We start from the raw sequence: 21648 nt of genomic DNA on the forward strand, positions 1-21648 counted from the left end.
CACTTCACACAAGGCCGGCCTTGTGTGAAGTCCGTACTGGGTGTGTGAAGTCGGCTCTGGCGGTGCCGCGGGCGGCATGATCAGCGGTTCGGCGCGTTCTCGTGTCGTTTTCGCCCGTTTTCGCGCCGAGGCCTCGATCATGTCCGTCGGGCCGCCTTCGGTGGCGCCGCGCGCCCGAAGGGCAGGCCCCTGGCCTGCCCGCATGGCTTGCCCTCAGGGGTCGCAGAGGCTCGGAGGTCAAGGGTCGCGAAGCGATCGCGAAGCGACGCCGCAGGCGCCGTTGAGCTCTGAGGGGCGGCCCCGCAGAATGCGCGGCGCCACCGAAGGCCCTGGCGCCACCGAAGGCCCTGATCCAGAGGAAGACGGTCGCCGTCAGCCCAGCCGCCGCAGCTCCGTCGGCACCGGGATCTCGACGAGCCGTGGGCCCTCGGTGGTCGCCACCGCGGCGAGGGCGGCCTTGAGCTCCCGGGCGCTCGACACCCGGCAGGCGGGGACGCCGTAGCCCTCGGCGATCCGTACGGCATCGAGGTCGGGCAGGTCGAGGCCGGGCGCGTTCTGCACTCCCAGGTGGGAGACGAAGCCGCGCAGCGCGCCGTACCCGCCGTTGCGCAGCACGAGGAACGTGACCGGCAGGCGGTGCTGCGCCGCCGTCCAGAGCCCGGTGATGCCGTACTGCGCCGCGCCGTCGCCGAGCACGGCCACGACCGGGCGTTCGGGGTCGGCGAGCGCCATGCCGACGGCGGCCGGCAGCCCGAAGCCGAGCCCGCCTGCGGCGGGGAAGAGGAACGAGCGGGGTTCGCGCAGGTCCAGGTGCGTCCAGAACTGTGCGGTGTTCGCGGTGGACTCGTTCACGAGGCGCGCGTGCGCAGGCAGGGCCTCGGTGAGCGCGGTGAACAGGGCGTCGGCGGGGAAGGGGCCCTCGTCCGGCAGCGGGGTGTGCGGGACGGTGCGTGGGGTCGGCGCGCTGCGCTCCGAGACGGCGGGCAGGGCGGAGAGCAGCTGGCCTGCGATCGCGGCAACGTCGCCCACCAGCGCATCGCCGAACGGTGCCCGGGCCGCGGACCCGGGGTCGGACCCGACGGCCACCAGTTCGGTGCCGTCGGGGAGCCAGGGGCCGGGGCGGTGGGCGTGGTAGCGGAACACCGGAGCGCCGAGCACGAGCACGAGGTCGTGGCCTGCGAGGTGCTCGGCCACGCCTGCGATGCTCGGGGGCAGCACGCCACGCCACTGCGGGTGCCGGGTGGGGAACGGGCAGCGCGGCGGTGTCGGCGCGGTCCACACCGCGGCTCGCCACCGCTCGGCCAGCGCGACCACCCGGCCGAAGGCCCGCTCGTCGTCCACCTCGGGGCCGACGACCAGCGCCGGCGTCCGTGCCGCCGCCATCCGCTCCGCCAGAGCGGTGATCACGTCCGGGTCGGCTGCGCCCACCCACCGCACCCGGCGCCCCGGGAGCAGGGCCACCGCGTCCGGGTCGGCCGGTTGCGCCCAGTCGTCCATCGGGAGCGAGACGAACACGGGCCCGGCGGGCGGCAGGGTGGCGCGGTGGAACGCCTCGGAGAGCGCACGTGGCACGTCCTGCGCCGTGGCCGGCTCGCACGCCCACTTCACCTGCGGCTCTGGCACCCGTACCAGGTCGGGCTCGCCGAGCACCGCGTTCAGCCCGACCATCGAGCGGTTCTGCTGCCCGGCCGTGACCACCAGTGGTGTGTGGCTCGCGCGGGCGTTCGCGAGGTTGCCGACGGCGTGCCCGAGGCCGGCGGCGGAGTGCAGGTTCACGAGCGCCGGACGGCCGGTGGCCTGGGCGTACCCGTCGGCCATCGCGAGCACGGCGCCTTCGTGCAGGCCCAGCACGTAGCGGAAGTCCGGGGGGAAGCCGTCGAGGAACGGCAGCTCGTTGGATCCCGGGTTTCCGAAGACCGTGGTCAGTTCCCAGGAACGCAGCAGATCGTGGACGATGTCGCGGACTGTGGGCACGAAGATCCCTCGCGAGGTCGGTGAAATCCGTCGGCGGGGCCGGGCCTGCTGCTCGACCCCGCCGACGGTGCTGAGGGGAGCTACACCGTGGCCTTGGACCGCCAGCCGGGCTGGTAGCTCTCGCGGACGATCTCCGCGTACGGGGCGGGGCTCACGACGGCGCGCACCGCGAGCTGCTCGTGCGGCTGCACGGTGGGCTTGCGGCTGCCGCCGTCCGGCTCACCCCAGATCACCTGGACCTCGGCGCCCAGCGGCACGTCGGGGGCGACGGTGGCCAGCGAGAGCACCTTCTTCTCGTTGGCGCTGTAGCCGGTGAAGAGCGACAGGCCGACCTGGGTGCCGTCGGAGTCCACGACGGAGTCGAAGTTGGACGGCCCGTAGTTGGCGTTGGGCAGGTCGAAGAACTGGTAGTCGGGGCCGTCCGTCACCGGGGACGCCAGCAGCTTGGCGACGTCGTCCGCGTTCCAGGCGAGCGTGACCTTGCGACGCTGCTTCTCCGGCTCGATCGCGGCGAGCGCGTCGCGGCCGACGAAGTCGTGGTCGAACTTCACGAACGACCCGTAGCCCATCTCCCACGGGTTGAGGTAGTAGTCCTCGATCTTGTCCGACACGTAGCTGCCGGCGATGGCGTTGGTGGCCTCGTAGCTGTCGGCGGGCAGCCATTCGCGGTAGTCGCGCAGCTCCTCGCTCGTGTAGACGGCCGGCAGCGGCGAGGGGATCCAGCCGGACTCGAGCGTGTTGCAGGCGTACGCGCGCGACCCGCAGGGCTCCAGCCCGAACTCGCGACCCGCTTCGAGGATGGTCTCCCGCACCCGGTCGTAGCTGTCGTAGGGCCCCCAGATCTCGAGGCCGGGAGCGCCCGCCATGCCGTGGCGCAGCGTGCGGACGTCCTCGCCGCCGATCTTCATGTGGCCCAGGGTGAAGAACCGGGTCTGCTCGACGGGGCCGCCGTTGAGCTTCTCGATGACCTCCCAGGCCCGCGGGCCTTGGATCTGGAAGCGCCACAGGTCGCGCGTGACGGCCTTGCCGTAGGGACGCATCGGCGAGCGCTGGTCCACCTTGATGTCGACGTCGTAGCCCTGCGTCGCCCGGAACTGGAGGTAGTTGGCCACCGGGGCGCGGCCGACGTAGACGAACTGGTCCTCCGCCAGCCGGAACAGGATGCCGTCGCCGATCACCCCACCCTCCGGGGACACCGGCACGAACTGCTTCGCGGTGTCCACGCGGAACTTCGCGGTGCTGTTGATGCCGTTGTCGGTGATCAGCTTCAGCGCGTCGCGGCCGGAGATGAAGAGGTTGACCATGTGGTGGCTCTGGTCGAACAGCACGGCCGTCTCGCGCCAGGCGACGACCTCCCGGCGGAAGTTCGTGAACTCGGCCGGGACGACCGGGTAGATGTAGGCCCCCAGCTGTGAGTTGCGGAGCAGGTCGACGGTGTCTCCTGCCTGGTCCAACACTTCTTGGAGGTTCTTCGCGCTCATGGGTGCCACCCTCGTCTTCCGCTTCCTACGGTCCTGGGGCCACGCTATGAACGGCGCACCTGCGCGGACACAGGGAAATGGCCCGACCGGGACGGCCACCGGAACGCCGGTGGGCGCGTCATTTGACGTACCTGAATGATGGGGCCGTGAACGCGGTCCTCCGGGTGCTGGTCGTCGACGACCACGCGGTGGTGCGGCGCGGGGTGATCGCCTATCTCGACGTGCTCGACGACGTCGAGGTCGCGGGAGAGGCCGCCGACGGGACCGCCGCGCTGGACGTGCTCGCCGAGCTCGCCGCGCTGGGCCGAACGCCCGACGTGGCGCTCATGGACCTGCAGATGCCGGGCATGGACGGGGTGGCCGCGATCGGGGAGATCCGGCGCCGGTTCCCCTCCGTCCAGGTCGTGGTGCTCACCAGCTTCGGCGAGATCGAGCGGGTGCACGCCGCCCTCGGCGCGGGCGCGGCCGGCTACCTGCTGAAGGATGCCGGACCCGGCGAGATCGCCGCCGCGCTGCACGCCGCCGCGCGCGGCGAGGTGTTCCTCGACGCCGCGGTGGCCCGCCGCCTCGCCCAGGAGATCCGGGCGCCGCGCAGCGGGCTGCGCGCCCTCACCGCACGGGAGCGCGAGATCCTGCGCCTGGTGGCGGAGGGCCGGTCCAACAAGGAGATCGCCGCGGAGCTCGTGATCAGCGAGCGCACCGCCCGCACCCACGTCAGCAACCTGCTCGGCAAGCTGGGGCTCGCCTCGCGGACGCAGGCGGCGCTGCTGGCGATCCGGGAGGGGCTGGTCCCGCCCACCGTGTGAGGCCGCCCTACCGCCACCGGGACGGGTGATCCACACTGGCGGCATGCGCAGGGCCGCGGTGCTCGCCGGACTCGTCTGCATGCTGGTCGGCGCGTTCCTCGACCGCCGCGGCCTGGGCGGGTGGGACCTCGATGCCGACCTCGACCGGCTCACGGCAGGCACCTGCGCCGTCATCGCCGCCGCCGGGCTGCTCTCGCTCGCCGCGGCCCGCAACGTCCGCGTCCTCGCCGCGATCTGCGGGGCAGCGGCCGTCGTGCCGGCCGGCCTCGCGCTCACCGGAGCCGTCGGGTCGGGGCTACCCGGCCCGTCGACCGGGGTGCTCGCGGTCGGCTGCGCCGTCGTGGTCCTCGGGACGGCCGCGCGGGCGTTCGAGGGGAGGGCCGGAGCGGGGGAGCGCGCCGGCTTCATGTAGCCCTGACCGCGGTCGTGGCGGTGGCCGGCACCGCGCTCGCCGCGTGGGCCGCGGCCGCCGTGGTGGTCGACGCGCCGGTCCGGTCGAGCACGGTGGCCGAGGCGGCTCCGGTGCCCGTCGCCGAGCGGGCCGACGGGGTCCGCTGGGAGTGGGACGCGGACGGGCCGGTGCGTGACGTGCGCGCCGCCGGCACCGGGGTCGTCGTCGCGGGCCGGGACGGCGTCACCGCGCTGGACGGGGTGACCGGTGCGCCGCGGTGGGCGTTCGCGCGGGCCGGCGCCCGGGTGGCCGACCTCGTCGTGAGCCCGGACCGCCGAGCGGTGGTCGTCGTGCACGAGGGAGCGGCGTCGCAGGTCGCCGTTGTCACGGCCCTGGACGCGCTGACCGGGGCCCGCCGCTGGGAGACCGCACTGGACAGGCGTCCGGATCTGCTGGTCACCGACACCGTCGTCGCGTTGGCGCGCTACGAGCGCCCGGACGACGACGGGCAGCATCCCCTGCGCGCCCACCTGAGCGCCCACGACGTCGACACCGGTGCCGCGGCCTGGACCTGGGAGTCACCCGCAGGCTGTGGCTCGTCCCTGGTGCGGTCGCTCGCCGCGGTCCGCGTCGTGCCGGTCGAGACGGAGTGCCCGGACGGCGCGAGCCTGCACGGGGTCGACGAGCGCACCGGTCAGGACGCCTGGTCCCTGCCGGTCCGCCCGTTCTCCACGGCGCTGTCGGACTACGCGCTGCGCGCGACCGGCGACGGCGCGCTGCTCGTCACCGCGGGCGCCGGCACGAGCCACGTCGTCGTCGAGGCGGCCACCGGCCGCATCGCCGCCCGGCTCGAGACGGAGGACTTCCCCCTCCCCGCGCCCGACGGTCGCGTCCAGCTGCTGGGCGGCGACCCCGAGCACGTGGTCGCGGCGGTCGACGGGAGCGGCGCGATCCTCCCCGTGCCGCCCGGGTGCGCCCGCGAGGCGGCGGCCGCGGTCAGCAGCACCGCCGTGCTGCGCCTGTGCCGGGGCGAGCGGTTCCTCGACCTGCAGGTGGACGCCGGCGCACCGGTCCCGCTCGGCCTCCTGCCCGGCGATCCGTTCGCGGGGCTCGACCTGTTGCGGGACGCGTTCGTCGTGCCCGCGCCCGGCGCGGTGGTGGTCGCGGTCGCGAGCAGCCACGGCACGGTGGTCGGGCTGGGCTGACCGCGGATCCTGCATCATCCGGAGCGCGTCGCGCTCGCCCCTGGCCGGAACCGACGCGGTGACCTCGTCGCGGGAGTGAGCCCGGGCACGGTGGCGTGAAGGCCCTTCCGTGGTCTCCGGCCGCGGGCTACTGTGCGATGGGTATCAGGAACCCTGTCATTCGGCGGAGGCCTCATGGACACCGCAGCGCTGCGGCACACGTCCGCTCCGGCGCTGGGCAGCTGGCCGGCGCGGCGTGCGCGAATCGCCCCGGGCAGTCCGGCGCTGGTCGCGGGGGAACGCACCGTCACCTACGCCGAGCTGGCCGACCGCACCGCCCGGCTGGCGAACGTGCTGGCCGAGCGCGGGGTCCGGCCCGGCGACCGGGTCGCCTACCTCGGCGTCAACGCGATCAGCGTGTTCGAGACCTACTTCGCGGCGTGGTTGCTCGGCGCGATCGTGGCGCCGCTCAACTACCGGCTCGCCGCCGCCGAGATCCGGTACATGCTCGAGGACTCCGGCTCATCGCTCCTCGTGCACAGCGCCGACACCGACGCCCTCGTCGCCGCGACCGGCCCCGCCGTGCCCGTCCTGAAGGTCGGCCCCGAGTACGAGGACGCCGTTGCCGCGACGGAGCCGCTCGTCGACCCACCGGCCGTCACCCTCGACGACCCGGCGATCCTGCTCTACACCTCCGGCACCACCGGACGCCCCAAGGCCGCGGTGCTCACCCACGGCAACCTCACCTGGAACACCATCAACCAGCTCGCCCACGTCGACGTGCTGAGCACCGACCGCGCGCTCTGCATCTCCCCGCTGTTCCACTGCGTCGGGCTGGGCCAGGTCACGCTGCCGACGCTGTTCAAGGGCGGCTGCGTGGAGCCGCTCGCGAGCTTCGACGCGGGCGCCGTGCTCGCCCGGATCGGCGAGGTGGGCGTCACCAGCTTCTCCGCCGTGCCCACGATGCTGCAGATGATGGTCGAGCATCCGAGCTGGGAGACCTCGACGCTCGACACCCTGCACACGGTGCTCTACGGGGGCTCGCCGGTGCAGGAGCGCGTGGCCCGCGCGTGGCTCGACCGGGGGGTGCAGGTCCAGCAGGGCTACGGCATGACGGAGGCCTCCCCGGGCGTGTACATGGTGCCGCGCGGTGCTGCGCAGTTGTCCGGGGCGGGGAACCGGCCGGTGTCGGTGGGCGTCCCGCACTTCGCCACCGAGGTCGCCATGTTCCGCGACGGTGAGCGCGTGCCGGTGGGCCCCGAGCCCGCCGAGCTCCTCGTGCGCGGCCCCCACGTGTTCGCCGGCTACTGGAACCGGCCGGAGGAGTCGGCCGCGGCGTTCGTCGACGGCGAGTGGTTCCGCACCGGGGACGTCCTGCGGGTGGCCGCCGACGGCTGGGCCGATGTCGTCGACCGGGTGAAGGACGTGATCATCTCCGGCGGGGAGAACATCTACCCGGCCGAGGTCGAGGCCGTGCTCGTGCAGCTGGACGCGGTGGCCGACGCCGCCGTCGTGGCCGTGCCCGACGAGAGGTGGGGCGAGGTCGGCGCCGCGTACGTCCAGCTCAGGGAGGGCGCCGAGCTCTCCGAGGAGGACCTGCGCTCCCACCTGCAGGCCCATCTCGCCCGCTACAAGATCCCGAAGTACCTCGTGCCGACCGACGCGCTGCCCCGCAACGCCACCGGAAAGGTCCGGCGCGTCGAGCTGCGCGCCCGCGCGGCCGACGACTTCGCCGGAGAAAGGCCCCGATGATCAGTCCAGCGGGCAACAACGGGTCTCGCGCGCCGTCCTTGCAGGTCGAGCGGGACGGCGACGTGGCCGTGCTCCGCCTGCGCCGCGCCGCCAAGCGAAACGCCCTCGACGACGCGACCGTGCTCGGTATCGAGGAGTTCTTCGCCGCGCCTCCGGAGGGCGTCCGCGCGGTCGTGATCGACGCCGACGGTGACCACTTCTCGGCCGGACTCGACATGGGCGAGCTCGCGGGGCGGGACGCCTTCGCCGGGGTGGAGCACTCGCGGATGTGGCACCGCGCGTTCGAGCGGATCGCGCGCGGCACCGTCCCGGTGGTGGCGGTGCTCAAGGGGGCGGTCGTCGGCGGCGGGCTGGAGCTGGCGAGCGCCGCGCACGTCCGCGTGGCCGAGCGCAGCACGTTCTACGCCCTGCCCGAGGGGCAGCGCGGCCTGTTCGTCGGCGGCGGCGCGGCGGTGCGCGTTCAGCGGCTGGTCGGCACGGCGCTGATGACCGACATGATGCTCACCGGCCGTGTGCTCGACGCCGAGGAAGGGCGCGCCGCCGGCCTGTCGACCTACCTTGTCGATCCCGGTGCCGGGCTCGCCACCGCGCTCGACCTGGCGGAGCGGATCGCCGCGAACTCGCCCGTCACCAACTTCGCCGTGTTGCAGGCGCTCCCGCGGATCGCCGAGACCGGCCCGGACGAGGGATTCTTCATGGAGGCGCTGATGGCGGCCGTCGCGTCGAGCAGCACGGAGGCGCAGGAGCGGATGCAGGCGTTCCTCGCCGGCCGGGGCGCGAAGGTGCAGCGGTCGTGACCGGCACCGAGCTGGCCCGCTTCCTCGACTGGCTGCGCTCCGAGCGCGGGTCGGAGTTCGCGTCCTACCAGGAGCTGCACGCGTGGTCGGCGTCCGACCTCGACGGGTTCTGGTCGGCGATCGCGGAGTTCTTCGCGGTCCGGTTCCACACCCGACCCACCGCTGTGCTCGGCAGGCGTGAGATGCCGGGTGCGCAGTGGTTCCCCGGCGCCACGCTGAACTACGCCGAGCACGCACTGGCCGGCCACGAGGGAACCGCCGTCAGCGCGTACTCGCAGACCCGCGACCGGGTGGAGCTCACCTGGGAGGAGCTGCGCGACCGGGTCGCGCGTGCCCGCGCGGGCCTGCAGCGGCTCGGCGTCGGGCGCGGGGACCGGGTGGTCGCCTACGCCCCGAACATCCCGGAGACCCTCGTCGCGTTCCTCGCCACCGCGAGCCTCGGCGCGGTGTGGGCGAGCTGCGCGCCCGAGTTCGGCGCCCGGAGCGTGATCGACCGGTTCGCGCAGGTGGAACCCACGGTGCTGCTCGTCGTGCCCGGATACACCTACGGCGAGAAGCCGATCGACCGCACCGCGGAGGTCGCCGCGGTGCGGGCCGGCCTGCCGACGGTCCGCCACGTCGTCGCCATCCCGTACGGCGCGGGCGAGGTGCCGGACGCGCTGTCGTGGGACGAGCTGCTCGCGGAGCCGGGTGACCTCGCGTTCGACCCGGTGCCGTTCGCGCACCCGCTGTGCGTCCTGTTCTCCTCGGGCACGACGGGGCGGCCCAAGGCGATCGTGCACGGCCACGGCGGCGTGCTGATGGAGCAGCTCAAGAACCACGCCCTGAGCTGGGACCTGCGCCCCGGCGACCGGATGCTGTGGTTCTCGACCACGGCGTGGGTGATGTGGAACGCCCTCGTCGGCGGCCTGCTCGTCGGCGCGGGGATCGTGCTGATCGACGGCAACCCGGTGCACCCGGACGTCGGCTGGCAGTGGCGGCTGGCGGAGGAGTCGGGCGCCACGGTGATGGGCGCCTCGCCGGGATGGCTGATGGCCTGCCGCGCCGCGGGGGTGGAACCGACCCGGGACCACGACCTGTCCCGCATCCGCCAGATCGGCGCCGCCGGCAGCCCGCTGCCACCGGAGGGCTACCGGTGGGTGGCCGAACACTTCCCCGGCGTGCTGCTCAACGTCGGCAGCGGCGGCACCGACGTGTGCTCCGGCATCGTGCAGGGCGGGCCGTGGCAGCCGGTCGTGGAGGGCGAGATCTCCGGTCCCGCGCTCGGCGTGGCGGCGGCCACGTTCGACGCGGACGGCAAGCCCGTGGTGGGGGAGCTGGGTGAGCTCGTGATCACCGAGCCGATGCCGTCGATGCCGGTCCGGTTCTGGGGTGATCCCGACGGCACCCGCTACCGCGACGCCTACTTCGACGTGTACCCCGGCGTGTGGCGGCACGGCGACTGGGTGCGGTTCTCCGAGTCCGGCTCCGTGATCGTCGCGGGCCGCTCGGACGCCACGCTCAACCGCGGCGGCGTCCGGCTGGGCACCGCCGAGTTCTACGGCGTGGTGGAGGAGCTACCGGAGGTCACCGACAGCCTGGTCGTGCACCTGGAGGACCCCGCAGGCGGGCCCGGCGAGCTGGTGCTCTTCGTCGTGCCCGCGCCCGGCGTCGCGCTGGACGACGCGCTGCGTGGCCGGATCGCCCGCGAGCTGCGCGCGGCGCTGTCGCCGCGGCACGTCCCGGACCGGATCGTCGCGGTGCCCGCGGTCCCGCGGAACCGCACCGGCAAGAAGCTGGAGCTGCCCGCCAAGCGGATCCTGCTCGGCGCCCCGCCGGAGGAGGTCGCGAGCCGCGACGTGCTGGCCGACCCGACGTCCCTCGACGCGTTCGTGGAGCTGGCCCGATGATCAGGACCGTTGCGGTCGTGGGCACCGGGGTCATCGGGGCGAGCTGGGCCGCGCTGTTCCTGTCCCACGGCCTGGACGTCGTCGCCACCGATCCGGCCCCGGGGGCCGAGGACCGGCTGCGGGCGGACGTCGCCGCCACCGGGCTGGCCGAGCGCGGTCGGCTCACGTTCGTCGGCGACCTCGCCGAGGCGGTGGCCGGCGCGGACTTCGTGCAGGAGAACGGCCCGGAGCGCATCGACGTCAAGCACACCCTCTTCGCGGTGCTGGACGCCGCCACGCGCCCGGACGTCGTCCTGGCCAGCAGCTCGTCGGGCCTGCTGCCCACCGAGATCGCGACGTCATGCCCCGCACACCCGGAGCGGGTGCTCGTCGGGCACCCGTTCAACCCGCCACACCTGCTGCCGCTCGTGGAGGTCGTGCCGGGGGAGCGCACCGGCGACGACGCGGTCGGCCGGGCGATGGACTTCTACACCGCGCTCGGGAAGAAGCCGATCCGGCTGCGCCACGAGCTCCCCGGGCACGTCGCCAACCGGCTGCAGGCCGCGCTGTGGCGGGAGGCCTACTCGCTGGTCGACCGCGGCGTCGCCACCGTGGCCGACATCGACACCGCGATCGCGAACGGTCCCGGCCTGCGCTGGGCGCTGCTCGGGCCGTTCGCGGTGCAGCACCTGTCGGGCGGACCGGGCGGCATCGCCCACGTGCTGGAGCACCTCGGCCCGCCCACCGAGGCGTGGTGGCGCGACATGGGCGACCCGTCGCTCACCCCCGAACTGGCTGCCAAGATCGTCGCGGGGGTCGCTGCCGAGCTGGACGGCACCGACCAGGCCGAGCTGGTGGCCCGCCGCGACGCCGCATTGCGCGCCCTGCTCGCCAGCAAGGCCGAGCACCAGCTGCCCTAGGAGGAAACGATGGACCTCGCCTCGCTGGACGCCATCGATGTCCACGTGCACGTCGAGCAGGACGGGCACGGCTGCTTCTCGCTCGACCAGGAGCTGATGGACGCCTCGGCGAAGTACTTCAAGGCCGACCAGGACCGCACCCCGACGGTGGCGTCGATCGCCGAGCACTACCGGGCACGTCGCACGGCCGCGGTCGTCTTCACCGTGGACGCCACCGCAGGCACCGGCCACCCCGCCCTGTCCAGCGAGGAGGTCGTCGACGCCGCGGCCGAGCACGCCGACGTGCTGATCCCGTTCGGCTCCGTGGACCCGCACGCCGGCAAGGCGGCGGTCGCGCGGATCCGCCGGCTCGTGGAGCGGGGCGCCCGCGGCTTCAAGTTCCACCCCAGCCTGCAGGTGTTCGAGCCGAACGACCGCACCTACTACCCGCTCTACGAGGCGATGGCCGAGCTCGGCGTGCCCGCGCTGTTCCACACGGGGCAGACCGGCATCGGGGCAGGCCTCCCCGGCGGTCGCGGCATCAAGCTGCGCTACTCGGCGCCGATGCTGCTCGACGACGTCGCGGCCGACTTCCCGGAGCTCACGGTGGTGCTCGCGCACCCGTCGGTGCCGTGGCAGGACGAGGCGATCTCGATCGCCACCCACAAGGCGAACGTCTACATCGACCTGTCCGGCTGGTCGCCGCGCTACTTCCCGCCCCAGCTCGTGCGCGCGGCGAACGGGCTGCTCAAGCGCAAGGTGCTCTTCGGCTCCGACTACCCCCTGATCACCCCCGAGCGCTGGATCCGCGACTTCGGCGAGCTGGACTTCAAGGACGACGTGCGGCCGCTGATCCTCAAGGAGAACGCGGTGCGGATGCTGGGCCTCAGCTGATCTCCCGTGCGCTGAGCTCCCCAAGCAGGCGCAGCGTCCGGTCCCGGTCCTTCGCATCTCCGACGAGGCTCACCAGTACGTCGGTCGCGCCGAGGTCGGCGTAGCGCTGGAGCGCGTCGGCCACCTCGTCCTCGTCGCCGGCTATGACGATGTCGGCGAGGCCGGCGAAGCCTTCGCGGTCGAGCGCGGTCCGGTAGGTGGGGAGTGCGGCGTAGCCGGCGTAGGCGGAGGCGACCTCCGCCCGCACGCGGTCCGGATCGGTCGTCACCGCGACGGGCAGGCCGGCGACGACCCGCGGCCGCGCCCGCCCCGCCGACTCGGCGGCGGCGGTGAGGAGCGGCACGACGTGCTCGCCGATCGTCCGCGGACCGGCGAGGAACGTGATCGTGCCGGACGTGCGTTCGCCGGCCAGCCGCAGCATCCTCGGCCCGAGCGCACCGAGCAGCACCGGGACGGCCGGGATGGCGCCGCGCACCGAGGTCTCCTCGGGGCTGGAGCCCGGGCCCGTCGCGCCGGGCGCACGTTCGCCGTGGAGGATCGGGAGCAGCACGTCGAGGTGCTCGCGCAGCGCGTCGACGGGCCGGACGAACGGGATGCCGTACACCTCGAGCAGGCCGGGGTGGCTCACGCCGAGTCCCAGCGTGAGTCGCCCGTGCGACGCCGCCTGCACGGTCTGCGCCTGCGCCGCGAGCACCCGCGGGTGCCGGGGCTGCACGACGACCACGGACACGCCGAGCTCGACGCCGGGCACTTCACGGGCGATGGCGGCGTACGCGGTGAGCGTGTCGTGGTCGTAGCCCTGCGGGAGCCAGACGGTGCGCACGCCGGCCGCCGCCACGGAGCGGGCGTGCTGCACCAGCTCGTCGATCACATTGCCGTCCGGGGCATGGATGAGGCCCACGGCGAGGTTCACTCCGATGCGGATCACGTCGCGAGGATCGACGAGCGAAGGAGCCGCAACCAGTAGCCGGTGAATGGTGGTGGTACGGGTGACAGGATGCGCGGCGCGACGGCGGGAGCTCGGGGCGTGCCTGCGGTCCTACCGGCGCCTCGTCGCGCCCGAGCAGGTCGGGCTGCCCGCAGGTGGGCGGCGGCGCACGCCCGGGCTGCGGCGGGAGGAGGTCGCGACCCTCGCCGGGGTGGGCCTGTCCTGGTACACGTGGCTCGAACAGGGCCGGGTGACGGCCTCCGGACACGTACTGGAGTCCGTCGGCCGGGTGCTGGGCCTGGACGGCGCGGGCCGCCGGCACCTGCGGCTCCTCTCCGCACCGGCGGAGCCGCCGCCCGCCACCCCGCCGGCTGCGGACCTCGTCCCGCTGCTCGCGGACTTCGCCGGGCCGGCCGCGGTGCTGGACCACCGCCTCGACATCGTCGCCGCCAACCCCCGCTGGACGCGCGTGTGGGGCGAGCCCCGCGACGTCGACCCGGCGCGACGCAACGTGCTGTGGCAGCTGGCGGCCGGGCCGCCCGCGGTGCCCGTCGACGACCCAGGCCCGCTGATGACTGCGCTGCGCAGGCAGTTCCGGATGGCGGCGAACCTGTACGCGGGCGACGAGCGCATCGCGGAGGTCGCCGAGCTCCTGCGCGCGGACGCCCCGGCGTACACCCCGCTGTGGGAGTGCCGGGGCATCGGCGCGTTCGGGGAGCCCACTGTGGTCGTCGCCGGGCGCGAGCTCCGCGCGCACCTGCTGGAACCGGCCGGGCGGCCGGGCAGCGCACTGCTCTTCCTGGCTGCCGCCGACGAACGTGGCGCATGATCGCTCCCGTAGCCCGCGCGCTCCGCGTCTTTGGGCTGTTCGTGTGATCTCCGGCCGCGTCGTTCCACGGGCACGGGAAGTGTCGGGGGTCGATCGTATGTTCGAACCATGCCGGGAGTGGTGGAGCTGATCGACCAGGCGGTGCACGTACCGCCCGGCCCGGAGCTGTCCGCGCTCCTCGCCCAACTGCCCTGGGACCGGGTCCCGAACGCGCGCCTGGTCGAGGTGCTGCAGGCCCATTCGCGGCAGTTGGCGCACGCGCAGGCCCGCTTGTTCGCCGGGATGGCGGAGATCGCCCGGGCCGCCCCGGTGGCCGGGCTGCCCGACGACGCGGTGGTGCGAACTCGGGAGGATGTGGAGTGGGCCTCCCACGAGATCGCCGCCGCGCTGACCTGGACCCCGACCACCGCGGATCGGGAACTGGACCTGTCCCTGGTCCTGGTGCGCGGGCTGCCGCTGGTGTTCGCCGCCCTGGAGCAAGGACTGATCGATCGGGGGAAGGCGACGGTGATCGCCGATCACCTGGACCCGGGTCGGGGTGAGCTCACCCCGACCCAGATCCGCCGGTTGTGCGAACGCTTTGTCCCCCTCGCCCCGCGCCTGACCGCCGGGCAGTTGTCCCGGCGGCTGCTGACGGCGATCCAGGCCATCGACCCCGACTACCACCGCCGTCGGTACCGCCGTGGGCTGCGGGAACGGGGCGTGGTCCTGCACCTGAACCGGAATGGCACGGCGACCCTGGTCGGGGAGGGTCTGCCGCCGGACGAGGCGGCCGCGGCGGCGGCGCGTTTGGATCGGTTGGCCGAGGCGGCGCGGCGGGCGGGGCATCCGGCCCGGCTGGGTCAGATCACCGCCGATCTGTATCTGGGCATGGTCAACGGCAGCTTCCACGGGTTGACCGAGGCGCAGATCCTGGACCGTCTGCTGGCCCACCCGCGCCCGGAAGACACCGCCACCGCCACCGCCGCCACGTCCGACGACACCGCCGCGGAGGACACCGCCTCGGAGGACCCCGCCTCGGAGGACACCGCCTCGGAGGACACCGCCTCCGAGGACACCGCCGACACCGACGAGATCGGCGGCGGGATCGGCACAGGCGACATCACAGGCGACGCCACGGAGGCAACCGGCACTGGCTCGACCAGCACTGGCTCGCTCGGGATCGACTCCGCTGACGCGGGTTCTGCGAACCCAATCTCGACTACCCCAGACTCGGCCGGGTTTGGCTCGGCCGGGTTCGGCTCGACCGGGGTCGGCTCGGGCGGAGCCGTCACGGATGGGACCGGCCCGGTCGAGGCCAGGGCCGCGGGCGAGGAGCTCGCCGGCGAGGAACCGGCCTCGGAGGCCAGCGCCGCCGGGAGGGCACCTGACCCGGCCAGTGCGAGCCCTGCCGGTGAGAGTCAGACCAACGAGAGCCTGACCAGCGGGAGGCCAACCGGTACCGGCCCCGCCAGCCCAACCCCGACCGGGTCGGGGCCAGTCGGCATCGGTGCGGACCGTTGGCGGGGTGAGCCGATCGGCGTCCGCGACGGCATCGAACTCCGCATCGGGTTGGCCTCCCTGCTCGGTTGTGACCAGCGGCCCGGGGAGATCCCCGGGCTGGGCCCGATCAACGCGGAGATCGCTCGTCTCGCGGTCGCCCGGCAGCGCCGCGGCGCGGGATGGCAGTACGCCATCGTCGACACCAGCGGATACCTGCTGCTGGCGGGACCGCTGCGCCGCCGACCACGCGTCAGACCGCCCGGGGCAGGCCCGCCGGATCGGGTGCGTGGTGGAGTGGTGGAGCTGCACCTGACCCTGGCCGAACTCGCCCGGTTCGCCGCCGACCCCGACCTGACCGGGGACTGGGCCGGCATCATCGCCGAGATCGCCCAGCAGTGGGCCGACCGGCACCGGCTGTGGCGGGAACTGTCGATGAATCCCCGGACCCGCTACGCCCGCGGTGCGCTGGCCCGGCATGTGCAGGTTCGGGACCGGACCTGCATCGGGCCGTGCTGTGATCGGTCGTCCCGCCGTTCGCAGCTCGACCACACCCGCGACCACGCCCACGGCGGCGACACGGTGGAGGGCAACATCGGGCCGGGCTGCTGGCGCCATCATCAGGACAAGGACCGGGGCTGGACCCTCACCCAACCCGAGCCGGGGCATTTCGTGTGGATCTCCCCGTTGGGGCGGACCTACCGCACCCGTGGCGGACCGGTCCGGCCCGACCTGCCCGAACCGGAGCCACCGGCGGAGGGCACCGACCGGCGGGAGGACCCGGAGGCAGAACACGGGTAGCGGCTGGACCTGCGGATCCTGTGGCGGGACGGCCGCAACCCGCAACCACGACGTCCAGCTACACCTGACGACACCGAGGAGGAGCCCCGGTTCTGATCGTCAGGTGAAGTCGGCCGGGGTGTACTCCTTCGGCTCGACCAGCACCATCCAGTTGCCGGAGTTGTCGCGGGCGACGGCCTCCACTCCGTAGGGGCGCTCCTCCGGCGTCTGGATGAACTCGACTCCCTTGGAGGTCAGCTCCTCGTAGGTCTTGCGGCAGTCGTCCACGTTCACGCCGATGCCGAACATGTTCCCCGCGTCGAGTGCGCGGTTGATCGAGGCGACCATGTCGTCCGGGATCGGTGGGCCGGGGACCGTCAGGTGGATCTGCAGCTCCGGCTGGGTCGGGCTCTTCACGGTGCACCACCGGTAGCCGTCGCCGAGGGTGATGTCGGTGTGCTCCTGGAAGCCGAGCACGTCGGTGTAGAAGGCCTTGCTGGCGTCGACGTCCTTCACGAACACACTGGCGATGGAGACGCTTGTGATCATGCGGTCAAGGCTAGGAGCCCGACGCCTTCGGTGGCTTCTCCTGGCTTGCGGAGCCGCGCTTCTCGGCGAGCCCCCACATGAACACGAAACACCCGGGGATGTGCGGCGCGCCGGTCGCGGCCCACCGGCGCTGGAACTCGCTCGGCGTCTCCCCGACGAGCTCCCGGAACCGGCTGCTGAACGAGCCGAGGCTGGAGAAGCCGACGGCGTGGCACACCTCGGTGACGGTGAGGTTGGTGGCGCGCAGGAGGTCCTGCGCGCGCTCCACGCGCCGTCGTGACAGGTGCGCCGCCGGGGAGACCCCGTACGTCGCGGTGAACAGCCGCTGGAAGTGGTACTTGCTGATCCCGGCCACCGCGGCGATGGACTCCAGGTCGAGCGGCTCGGTGTAGTGGCGGTCGACGTGGTCGCGGGCGCGGCGCAGGTGCACCAGCAGGTCGCTGGGGGCCCGGCGGGTCGGGGCGCTCACCTCCGTGAGTCTAGAGCGCCCCGACGTGGACTACCGGGGAGTGGCGAAGTCCTGCGTCCAGTAGCCGTCGACGTAGCCGACGCCGATGTTCTCGAAGGCGCAGTTGAGGATGTTCTTGCGGTGGGCGGCGCTGTTCATCCACAGCTGCATGGCCCGCTCCGCGGAGGTGGTGCCCGAGGCGACGTTCTCCCCGACCTTGCTCCACTTGTAGCCCGCCCGGGTGACGCGCTGGCCCACGCTGGAACCGTCCGACCCGGTGTGGGTCATCTTCCCCATGTCCGCCTGGTCCTGCGAGTGCTTCTCGGCGGCGGTGGTGAGGCGGCTGTCGACGGTGACGGGATCGCAGCCGGCCTCCTTGCGCTCCTGGTTGACCAGGGTGACCACGGTGGCGGTGCCGTCGGCGGACGTCGCGGCGTACGCCGCGGTGGCAGGCACCGTGCACGCCACGGCGACCAGTGCGGCGACGAGCGGTAGGCGGGCAGCCCCGCCGATACGTTCTCTCACGCCCGTACAACACCCGAACGGGCGAACGGGATACGCCTGATGTCACATCCCGTGACGCGGGGTGTCGATCACGGTCCTCCGGCCCGGGGAGAGGATGCGGGCATGCGGGTTCTGATCGCTGCTCTTGGTTCGCGGGGTGACGTCGCTCCGTTCGTGGGGCTCGGGGAGCGACTGGTGGCGGCGGGGCACGAGGTGACGGTGGCCGCCCACCCCGAGTTCGACCCCCTCGTCCGCTCCGGCGGGCTCGGGTTCGCGTGCCTCGCGGGGGACGCGCGGTCGATCGCGGACTTCCCGCGCGGCTGGCGCACCTCGCCCCGGTTCCTCGCCGAGCAGGCGCGGCGCATGACGCAGTACCTCGCGGACGCAGCAGTGGACCTGCTCGCGGCGGCGCGACACGCGGACGTCCTGCTCGTCAACCTGACGGCGATGTTCGGCTACGAGATCGCCGAGGGGCTCGGCATCGCCAGCATGGGCGTGTACTCCCAGCCGGTGGAGCCGACGGGCGACTTCCCGCCGATCCTGTTCCACTCCGCACGCTCGCTGGGCAGGCTCGGCAACCGGGCCGCCGGCCGCCTCGCGCTCGCCTCGATCACGCCGTACCACCGGGCCGCGGCGCGGGTACGCGCGGAACTCGGGCGGCCCTCGCAGTCTCACCGCGCCCGGGCGCGGCTCCAGCGCGACCAGCACTGGCCCGTGCTGCACGGCTACAGCGCCCACGTGCTGCCCCGCCCCGCGGACTGGCGGCCCGGGCTCGAGGTGGTCGGGTATTGGCCCGCTCCCCAACCTGCAGGCTGGGCCCCGCCGCCGGACCTGGTCGACTTCCTCGACGCGGGGCCTGCCCCGGTGTTCGTCGGTTTCGGCAGCATGGCCTCCGGTCAGGACGGCTGGCTCTCCGACACCGTCGCGGAGGCGCTGCGGCGCAGCGGCGGGCGCGCGGTGGTGCAGGCCGGGTGGGCCGGGCTGGAGGGCGCCGGCCCGGACGTGCTGACGATCGGCGATGTCCCGCACGCGTGGCTCTTCCCCCGCGTGGCCGCCGTGGTGCACCACGGCGGGGCCGGGACCGCAGGCGCAGCCTTCCTCGCCGGAACGCCGTCGGTCGCGGTGCCGGTCTACGCCGACCAGCCGCTGTGGGGCGAGCGGATCCGCGCGCTCGGCGCCGGACCACCGCCCCTGCCGTTCACCGCGCTCACCGCGGAGACCCTCGCCGAACGCATCCGCGATCTCCGGACCGGGCGCTACGCGGCGCCAGCGGCCGCCCTCGGCGCACGCGTGCGCGCCGAGGACGGGGCCGCCCGGGTGATCGAGGCGCTCGAGCGGCTCCCCGGCTGACGGTCAGCAGGGCTGCCCGACGCTCTGCGGGGTGTCCTCGCCGAGGGTGGCGGCCTGGACCTCGTTGCCGCACATCTGTCCCTGCTGGACGTCCGACTCGATCTGGAACGCCTCGGCGGCCACGTCGGAGATCCGATTGCCCTCGACGACGTTGCCGCCCTTGTCGTACTCGGCGCTGTCGCTCTTGATCTTGATGGCGACGCCTTCGGAGTCGGCGATCGTGTTGTTGCGCACGATGTTGTTGTGACCGCGCAGCTCGATGTTGCTGCCGTCGAACTCGGTGGACTCGACGTTGCCGGAGCACTGGTTGTTCTCGAACACGTTGTCGTGTGCGTTCTCCTTGACGTTGAAGCACTCCGAGCCGAACGTGCGGATGATGTTGCCGGTGACCTGGTTGCCGGAGCTCGCGTCGTTCTCGTGCATCGGCTGGCTGTCGGACTTCGGGCTGGTGCCGATGTAGACGCCCTCGCCGTTGTGGAACTCGAACCGGTCGGTGTCGTCGCTCTTCTTGCCGAACATGCCGCAGTACTGGATCACCGAGTCGGCGATGACGTTGTCGTGTGCGTTGTTGCGCAGCCGGACGCACTCACCACCCGCGCCGCTCAAGAACATGTTGCGGATCTCGATGCCGGTGATGTCGCGGGACTCGTCGGACGCGCCGATGTAGATGAGCCGGCCGTCCTCGACGTCCGTGGCGACGCTCTGCTTGAACGCCGTGATCGCCGACACGTCCGTGGGGAACTGCCGGCCCTTCAGCTTCTCCTGGCCGTCGATGGTGAAGCCCTCGAAGACGTAGTGGCTGTGGTCCACGCTGACGATGCGGTCGGTGCCGTACAGCGTGGCCTGGTAGCGGCCGGACTGGTCCTGGCCCGTCTCCGGGCCCCTGATCGTGATCGGCGCCCCCGGTGCGCCGTCGCGCTGCGTGGCGAGCTGCTCGCGGTACTCGCCGGGCGCCAGGTTGATCGTCGTGCCGGGCTCGGCCTCGTCCAGTGCCTTCTGGATCGTCTTGAACGGCCTGCCCTGGGACCCGTCGTTCGTGTCGCTCCCGGCGGGGTCGACGTAGAACTGGGGCCCCGTCGCGACCGGCGGGGGCGTCGGCCCCGGTGGAGGTGGGGTGGACCCGGGAGCGAACACCAGCAGAACGACCACGAGCACCGCGGCCGCCAGTGCGGCGCCCAGCGCCAGGTTGCGCCACAAGCGGGACTGTCGCCCCGTGGGCGCAGCGGGAGGCGAGTTGCGGACCTGGACCACTGATTCCCCGTTCGCTTCGGCGTGCTCTCGGATGCACGCGCTCCGCAACGATGATGCCCGCATCGCGCCGAGCCCATCATCCGAGGGCCCCATCCGGGGGACGGCTCAGGCCAAGATCCGCAACGGGGCCTCCAGCGACGAGGCAAGGGTCTGCAGGTAGGCCGCGCCCGTGGCTCCGTCGACCACCCGATGGTCGCACGACAGCGTCACCCGCATGATGGACCGTACGACCGGGGCGCCGTCGCGCGGCCGGATCTCCTCGGTGGCGGCGCCGACGGCGAGGATGGCCGCCTCGGGCGGGTTGATCACCGCGGTGAACTGCTCGATGCCGTACATCCCGAGGTTGGACACGGTGAACGTGCTGCCGGTCATCTCCTCCGGGCGGAGTTTGCGGTCGCGGGCCCGCTGCGACAGGTCGCGGGTGACCGTCGCGATCTCGGAGACGCTCATGCGGTCGGCGTCGCGCACCACGGGCACGAGCAGGCCCGACGCGACCGCCACCGCCACGCCGACGTGCACCCGCCGGTGCCGCCGCACCGCGTCACCCGCGTAGCTGACGTTGATCTCGGGGTGCGCACGCAGGGCGGTGGCCACGGCCTTCACGACGAGGTCGTTCACGCTGACCTTCGGCCCGCCCGCCGCCGCGAGGGTCTCGTTCAGGGTGGCACGCAACGCGAGCAGCTCGGTGACGTCGACGGCGCGCGTCAGGTAGATGTGCGGTGCCTCCTGCTTGCTCCGCGTGAGCCGGTCGGCGGCGACCTGCTGCATCCGGGGCAGGGGGAGTACCTCGACGTCGTCCGGCTCCGTGACGGGCTGCGCCGCCGGTGCGGGCGCTGCCGGTGTGGTCACTGCCGGTGTGGTCACCGCCGGTGTGGTCGTGTCCTGTGTGGGCGCTGCCGATGTGGGTGCGTCCTGGGTGGTGGGCGCTGCTGTGATGGGCGCTGCTGTGGTGGGCGCTGTCGTGGTGGGCGCTGCTGTGGTGGGCGCGGTCGGGGCAGCGGCTTCGATGTCGGCGCGGACGATCCGGCCGTGCGGTCCGCTGCCGCGCACGGTGCTCAGGTCCACGCCGCGTTCCCGGGCGAGCCTGCGGGCCAGCGGCGAGGCGGGCGGGCGCCGGTCGCTCACCGCCGCGGGAGCGGGCGCCGGTGTGGCGGGGGCCGCGGGCGCGGGCGACGCGGCGCCCTCGTCCGCGGCGCCCTCGTCCGGGGCGCTGTCGGGGCCGGGATCGGCGGTGCTGCCGGTGCCGTCGCCGAGAACGCCGATGGGTGCGCCGATCGGGGCGCTCTCGCCCTCGGGGACGAGGATCCGCTCGAGCACGCCGTCGTCGTAGGCCTCGAGCTCCATGATCGCCTTGTCGGTCTCGATGTCGGCGATGACGTCGCCCGCGCTGATCGGGTCCCCGACGTGCTTGTGCCAGGTCGCGATGACGCCCGACTCCATCGTGTCGGAGAGGCGGGGCATGGTGATCTCGGGCATCGGGTCCT

Annotated in this window: 19 protein-coding genes; 11 read left to right on the plus strand and 8 right to left on the minus strand. The window is 73.3% G+C overall.

The genetic code is table 11. The features are described from left to right. Positions 1-372: 372 nt before the first annotated feature. Together mdlC and ligM are read right to left on the minus strand one after the other, a co-directional pair. A complete protein-coding gene (gene mdlC / locus FHX44_RS33540; RefSeq protein WP_147259444.1) occupies positions 373-1974 on the minus strand; it encodes a benzoylformate decarboxylase in 1602 nt (533 codons plus the stop codon). 80 nt (positions 1975-2054) lie between these two features. Next, a complete protein-coding gene (ligM, locus tag FHX44_RS33545) occupies positions 2055-3455 on the minus strand; it encodes a vanillate/3-O-methylgallate O-demethylase (protein ID WP_147259445.1) in 1401 nt (466 codons plus the stop codon). Between the two features lie 146 nt (positions 3456-3601). Between ligM and FHX44_RS33550 the strand changes: the two genes are divergently transcribed. The 8 genes from FHX44_RS33550 to couO all read left to right on the plus strand — a co-directional run bounded on the left by FHX44_RS33550 (position 3602) and on the right by couO (position 12046). After that, complete coding sequence (locus FHX44_RS33550) at positions 3602-4261, plus strand: response regulator transcription factor (protein ID WP_246170736.1); 660 nt, start codon at positions 3602-3604, stop codon at positions 4259-4261. A gap of 43 nt (positions 4262-4304) precedes the next feature. Then, complete coding sequence (locus tag FHX44_RS42425) at positions 4305-4673, plus strand: hypothetical protein (RefSeq protein ID WP_170309141.1); 369 nt, start codon at positions 4305-4307, stop codon at positions 4671-4673. A gap of 20 nt (positions 4674-4693) precedes the next feature. Then, entirely contained in the window at positions 4694-5857 is a 1164-nt protein-coding gene (locus FHX44_RS33555; protein WP_170309142.1) for an outer membrane protein assembly factor BamB family protein, read from the plus strand. Between the two features lie 174 nt (positions 5858-6031). Continuing rightward, positions 6032-7588: an acyl-CoA synthetase gene (locus FHX44_RS33560; RefSeq protein WP_147259448.1), complete on the plus strand. Its 1557-nt coding sequence runs from the start codon at positions 6032-6034 to the stop codon at positions 7586-7588. Beyond that, a complete protein-coding gene (locus tag FHX44_RS33565) occupies positions 7585-8385 on the plus strand; it encodes a crotonase/enoyl-CoA hydratase family protein (protein WP_147259449.1) in 801 nt (266 codons plus the stop codon). The genes FHX44_RS33560 and FHX44_RS33565 overlap by 4 nt, the downstream gene beginning before the upstream one ends. Then, positions 8382-10274 (plus strand): acetoacetate--CoA ligase, encoded by a 1893-nt coding sequence (locus FHX44_RS33570; RefSeq protein WP_147259450.1) that lies wholly within the window; start codon positions 8382-8384, stop codon positions 10272-10274. The genes FHX44_RS33565 and FHX44_RS33570 overlap by 4 nt, the downstream gene beginning before the upstream one ends. Then, on the plus strand, positions 10271-11173 hold the full coding sequence (locus FHX44_RS33575) for a 3-hydroxyacyl-CoA dehydrogenase NAD-binding domain-containing protein (protein WP_147259451.1): 903 nt from the start codon (positions 10271-10273) through the stop codon (positions 11171-11173). Before FHX44_RS33570 ends, FHX44_RS33575 begins: the two co-directional genes overlap by 4 nt. Positions 11174-11182: 9 nt before the next feature. Then, positions 11183-12046: a 4-hydroxyphenyl-beta-ketoacyl-CoA hydrolase gene (couO, locus tag FHX44_RS33580; RefSeq protein ID WP_147259452.1), complete on the plus strand. Its 864-nt coding sequence runs from the start codon at positions 11183-11185 to the stop codon at positions 12044-12046. Here the strand turns inward: couO and FHX44_RS33585 are convergent. Beyond that, complete coding sequence (locus FHX44_RS33585; protein WP_147259453.1) at positions 12039-12974, minus strand: TIGR03564 family F420-dependent LLM class oxidoreductase; 936 nt, start codon at positions 12972-12974, stop codon at positions 12039-12041. The genes couO and FHX44_RS33585 overlap by 8 nt on opposite strands. A 61-nt stretch (positions 12975-13035) precedes the next feature. On the opposite strand from FHX44_RS33585, the gene FHX44_RS33590 reads away from it, so the two are divergent. Beyond that, on the plus strand, positions 13036-13803 hold the full coding sequence (locus FHX44_RS33590) for an MmyB family transcriptional regulator (RefSeq protein WP_170309143.1): 768 nt from the start codon (positions 13036-13038) through the stop codon (positions 13801-13803). Between the two features lie 30 nt (positions 13804-13833). Beyond that, complete coding sequence (locus FHX44_RS33595; RefSeq protein WP_147259455.1) at positions 13834-16083, plus strand: DUF222 domain-containing protein; 2250 nt, start codon at positions 13834-13836, stop codon at positions 16081-16083. Between the two features lie 99 nt (positions 16084-16182). Here FHX44_RS33595 and FHX44_RS33600 read toward each other — a convergent pair whose 3' ends face one another. From FHX44_RS33600 to FHX44_RS33610, 3 genes are read right to left on the minus strand one after another with little or no spacing between them, the layout of a single operon-like run. Beyond that, positions 16183-16611 (minus strand): VOC family protein, encoded by a 429-nt coding sequence (locus FHX44_RS33600; RefSeq protein ID WP_147259456.1) that lies wholly within the window; start codon positions 16609-16611, stop codon positions 16183-16185. A 10-nt stretch (positions 16612-16621) separates the two neighbouring features. After that, positions 16622-17080, minus strand: coding sequence for a helix-turn-helix domain-containing protein (locus FHX44_RS33605; RefSeq protein WP_147259457.1), 459 nt, complete (start codon positions 17078-17080; stop codon positions 16622-16624). 30 nt (positions 17081-17110) lie between these two features. After that, positions 17111-17584 (minus strand): CAP domain-containing protein, encoded by a 474-nt coding sequence (locus FHX44_RS33610; RefSeq protein ID WP_147259458.1) that lies wholly within the window; start codon positions 17582-17584, stop codon positions 17111-17113. A 102-nt stretch (positions 17585-17686) separates the two neighbouring features. On the opposite strand from FHX44_RS33610, the gene FHX44_RS33615 reads away from it, so the two are divergent. Then, positions 17687-18913: a glycosyltransferase gene (locus tag FHX44_RS33615; protein ID WP_147259459.1), complete on the plus strand. Its 1227-nt coding sequence runs from the start codon at positions 17687-17689 to the stop codon at positions 18911-18913. A gap of 3 nt (positions 18914-18916) precedes the next feature. Here FHX44_RS33615 and FHX44_RS33620 read toward each other — a convergent pair whose 3' ends face one another. Together FHX44_RS33620 and FHX44_RS33625 are read right to left on the minus strand one after the other, a co-directional pair. Then, positions 18917-20110 carry a DUF1565 domain-containing protein gene (locus FHX44_RS33620; RefSeq protein WP_170309144.1) on the minus strand — a complete coding sequence of 398 codons (1194 nt, stop codon included), beginning with the start codon at positions 20108-20110 and terminating at the stop codon, positions 18917-18919. A 159-nt stretch (positions 20111-20269) separates the two neighbouring features. Further along, on the minus strand, positions 20270-21640 hold the full coding sequence (locus FHX44_RS33625) for a dihydrolipoamide acetyltransferase family protein (protein ID WP_212612769.1): 1371 nt from the start codon (positions 21638-21640) through the stop codon (positions 20270-20272). Positions 21641-21648 lie beyond the last annotated feature (8 nt).

Origin of the sequence: Pseudonocardia hierapolitana, from assembly GCF_007994075.1 — a bacterium.
Classification (GTDB): domain Bacteria; phylum Actinomycetota; class Actinomycetes; order Mycobacteriales; family Pseudonocardiaceae; genus Pseudonocardia; species Pseudonocardia hierapolitana.

What these genes read in the sequence shown, in the direction of transcription:
- couO (WP_147259452.1), top strand. Translation starts at nt 11,183, where the DNA reads ATGGACCTCGCCTCGCTGGACGCCATCGATGTCCACGTGCACGTCGAG.
- FHX44_RS33625 (WP_212612769.1), bottom strand. Translation starts at nt 21,640, where the DNA reads ATGCCCGAGATCACCATGCCCCGCCTCTCCGACACGATGGAGTCGGGC.
- FHX44_RS33615 (WP_147259459.1), top strand. Translation starts at nt 17,687, where the DNA reads ATGCGGGTTCTGATCGCTGCTCTTGGTTCGCGGGGTGACGTCGCTCCG.
- FHX44_RS33575 (WP_147259451.1), top strand. Translation starts at nt 10,271, where the DNA reads ATGATCAGGACCGTTGCGGTCGTGGGCACCGGGGTCATCGGGGCGAGC.
- FHX44_RS33565 (WP_147259449.1), top strand. Translation starts at nt 7,585, where the DNA reads ATGATCAGTCCAGCGGGCAACAACGGGTCTCGCGCGCCGTCCTTGCAG.
- FHX44_RS33600 (WP_147259456.1), bottom strand. Translation starts at nt 16,611, where the DNA reads ATGATCACAAGCGTCTCCATCGCCAGTGTGTTCGTGAAGGACGTCGAC.
- ligM (WP_147259445.1), bottom strand. Translation starts at nt 3,455, where the DNA reads ATGAGCGCGAAGAACCTCCAAGAAGTGTTGGACCAGGCAGGAGACACC.
- FHX44_RS33560 (WP_147259448.1), top strand. Translation starts at nt 6,032, where the DNA reads ATGGACACCGCAGCGCTGCGGCACACGTCCGCTCCGGCGCTGGGCAGC.
- FHX44_RS42425 (WP_170309141.1), top strand. Translation starts at nt 4,305, where the DNA reads ATGCGCAGGGCCGCGGTGCTCGCCGGACTCGTCTGCATGCTGGTCGGC.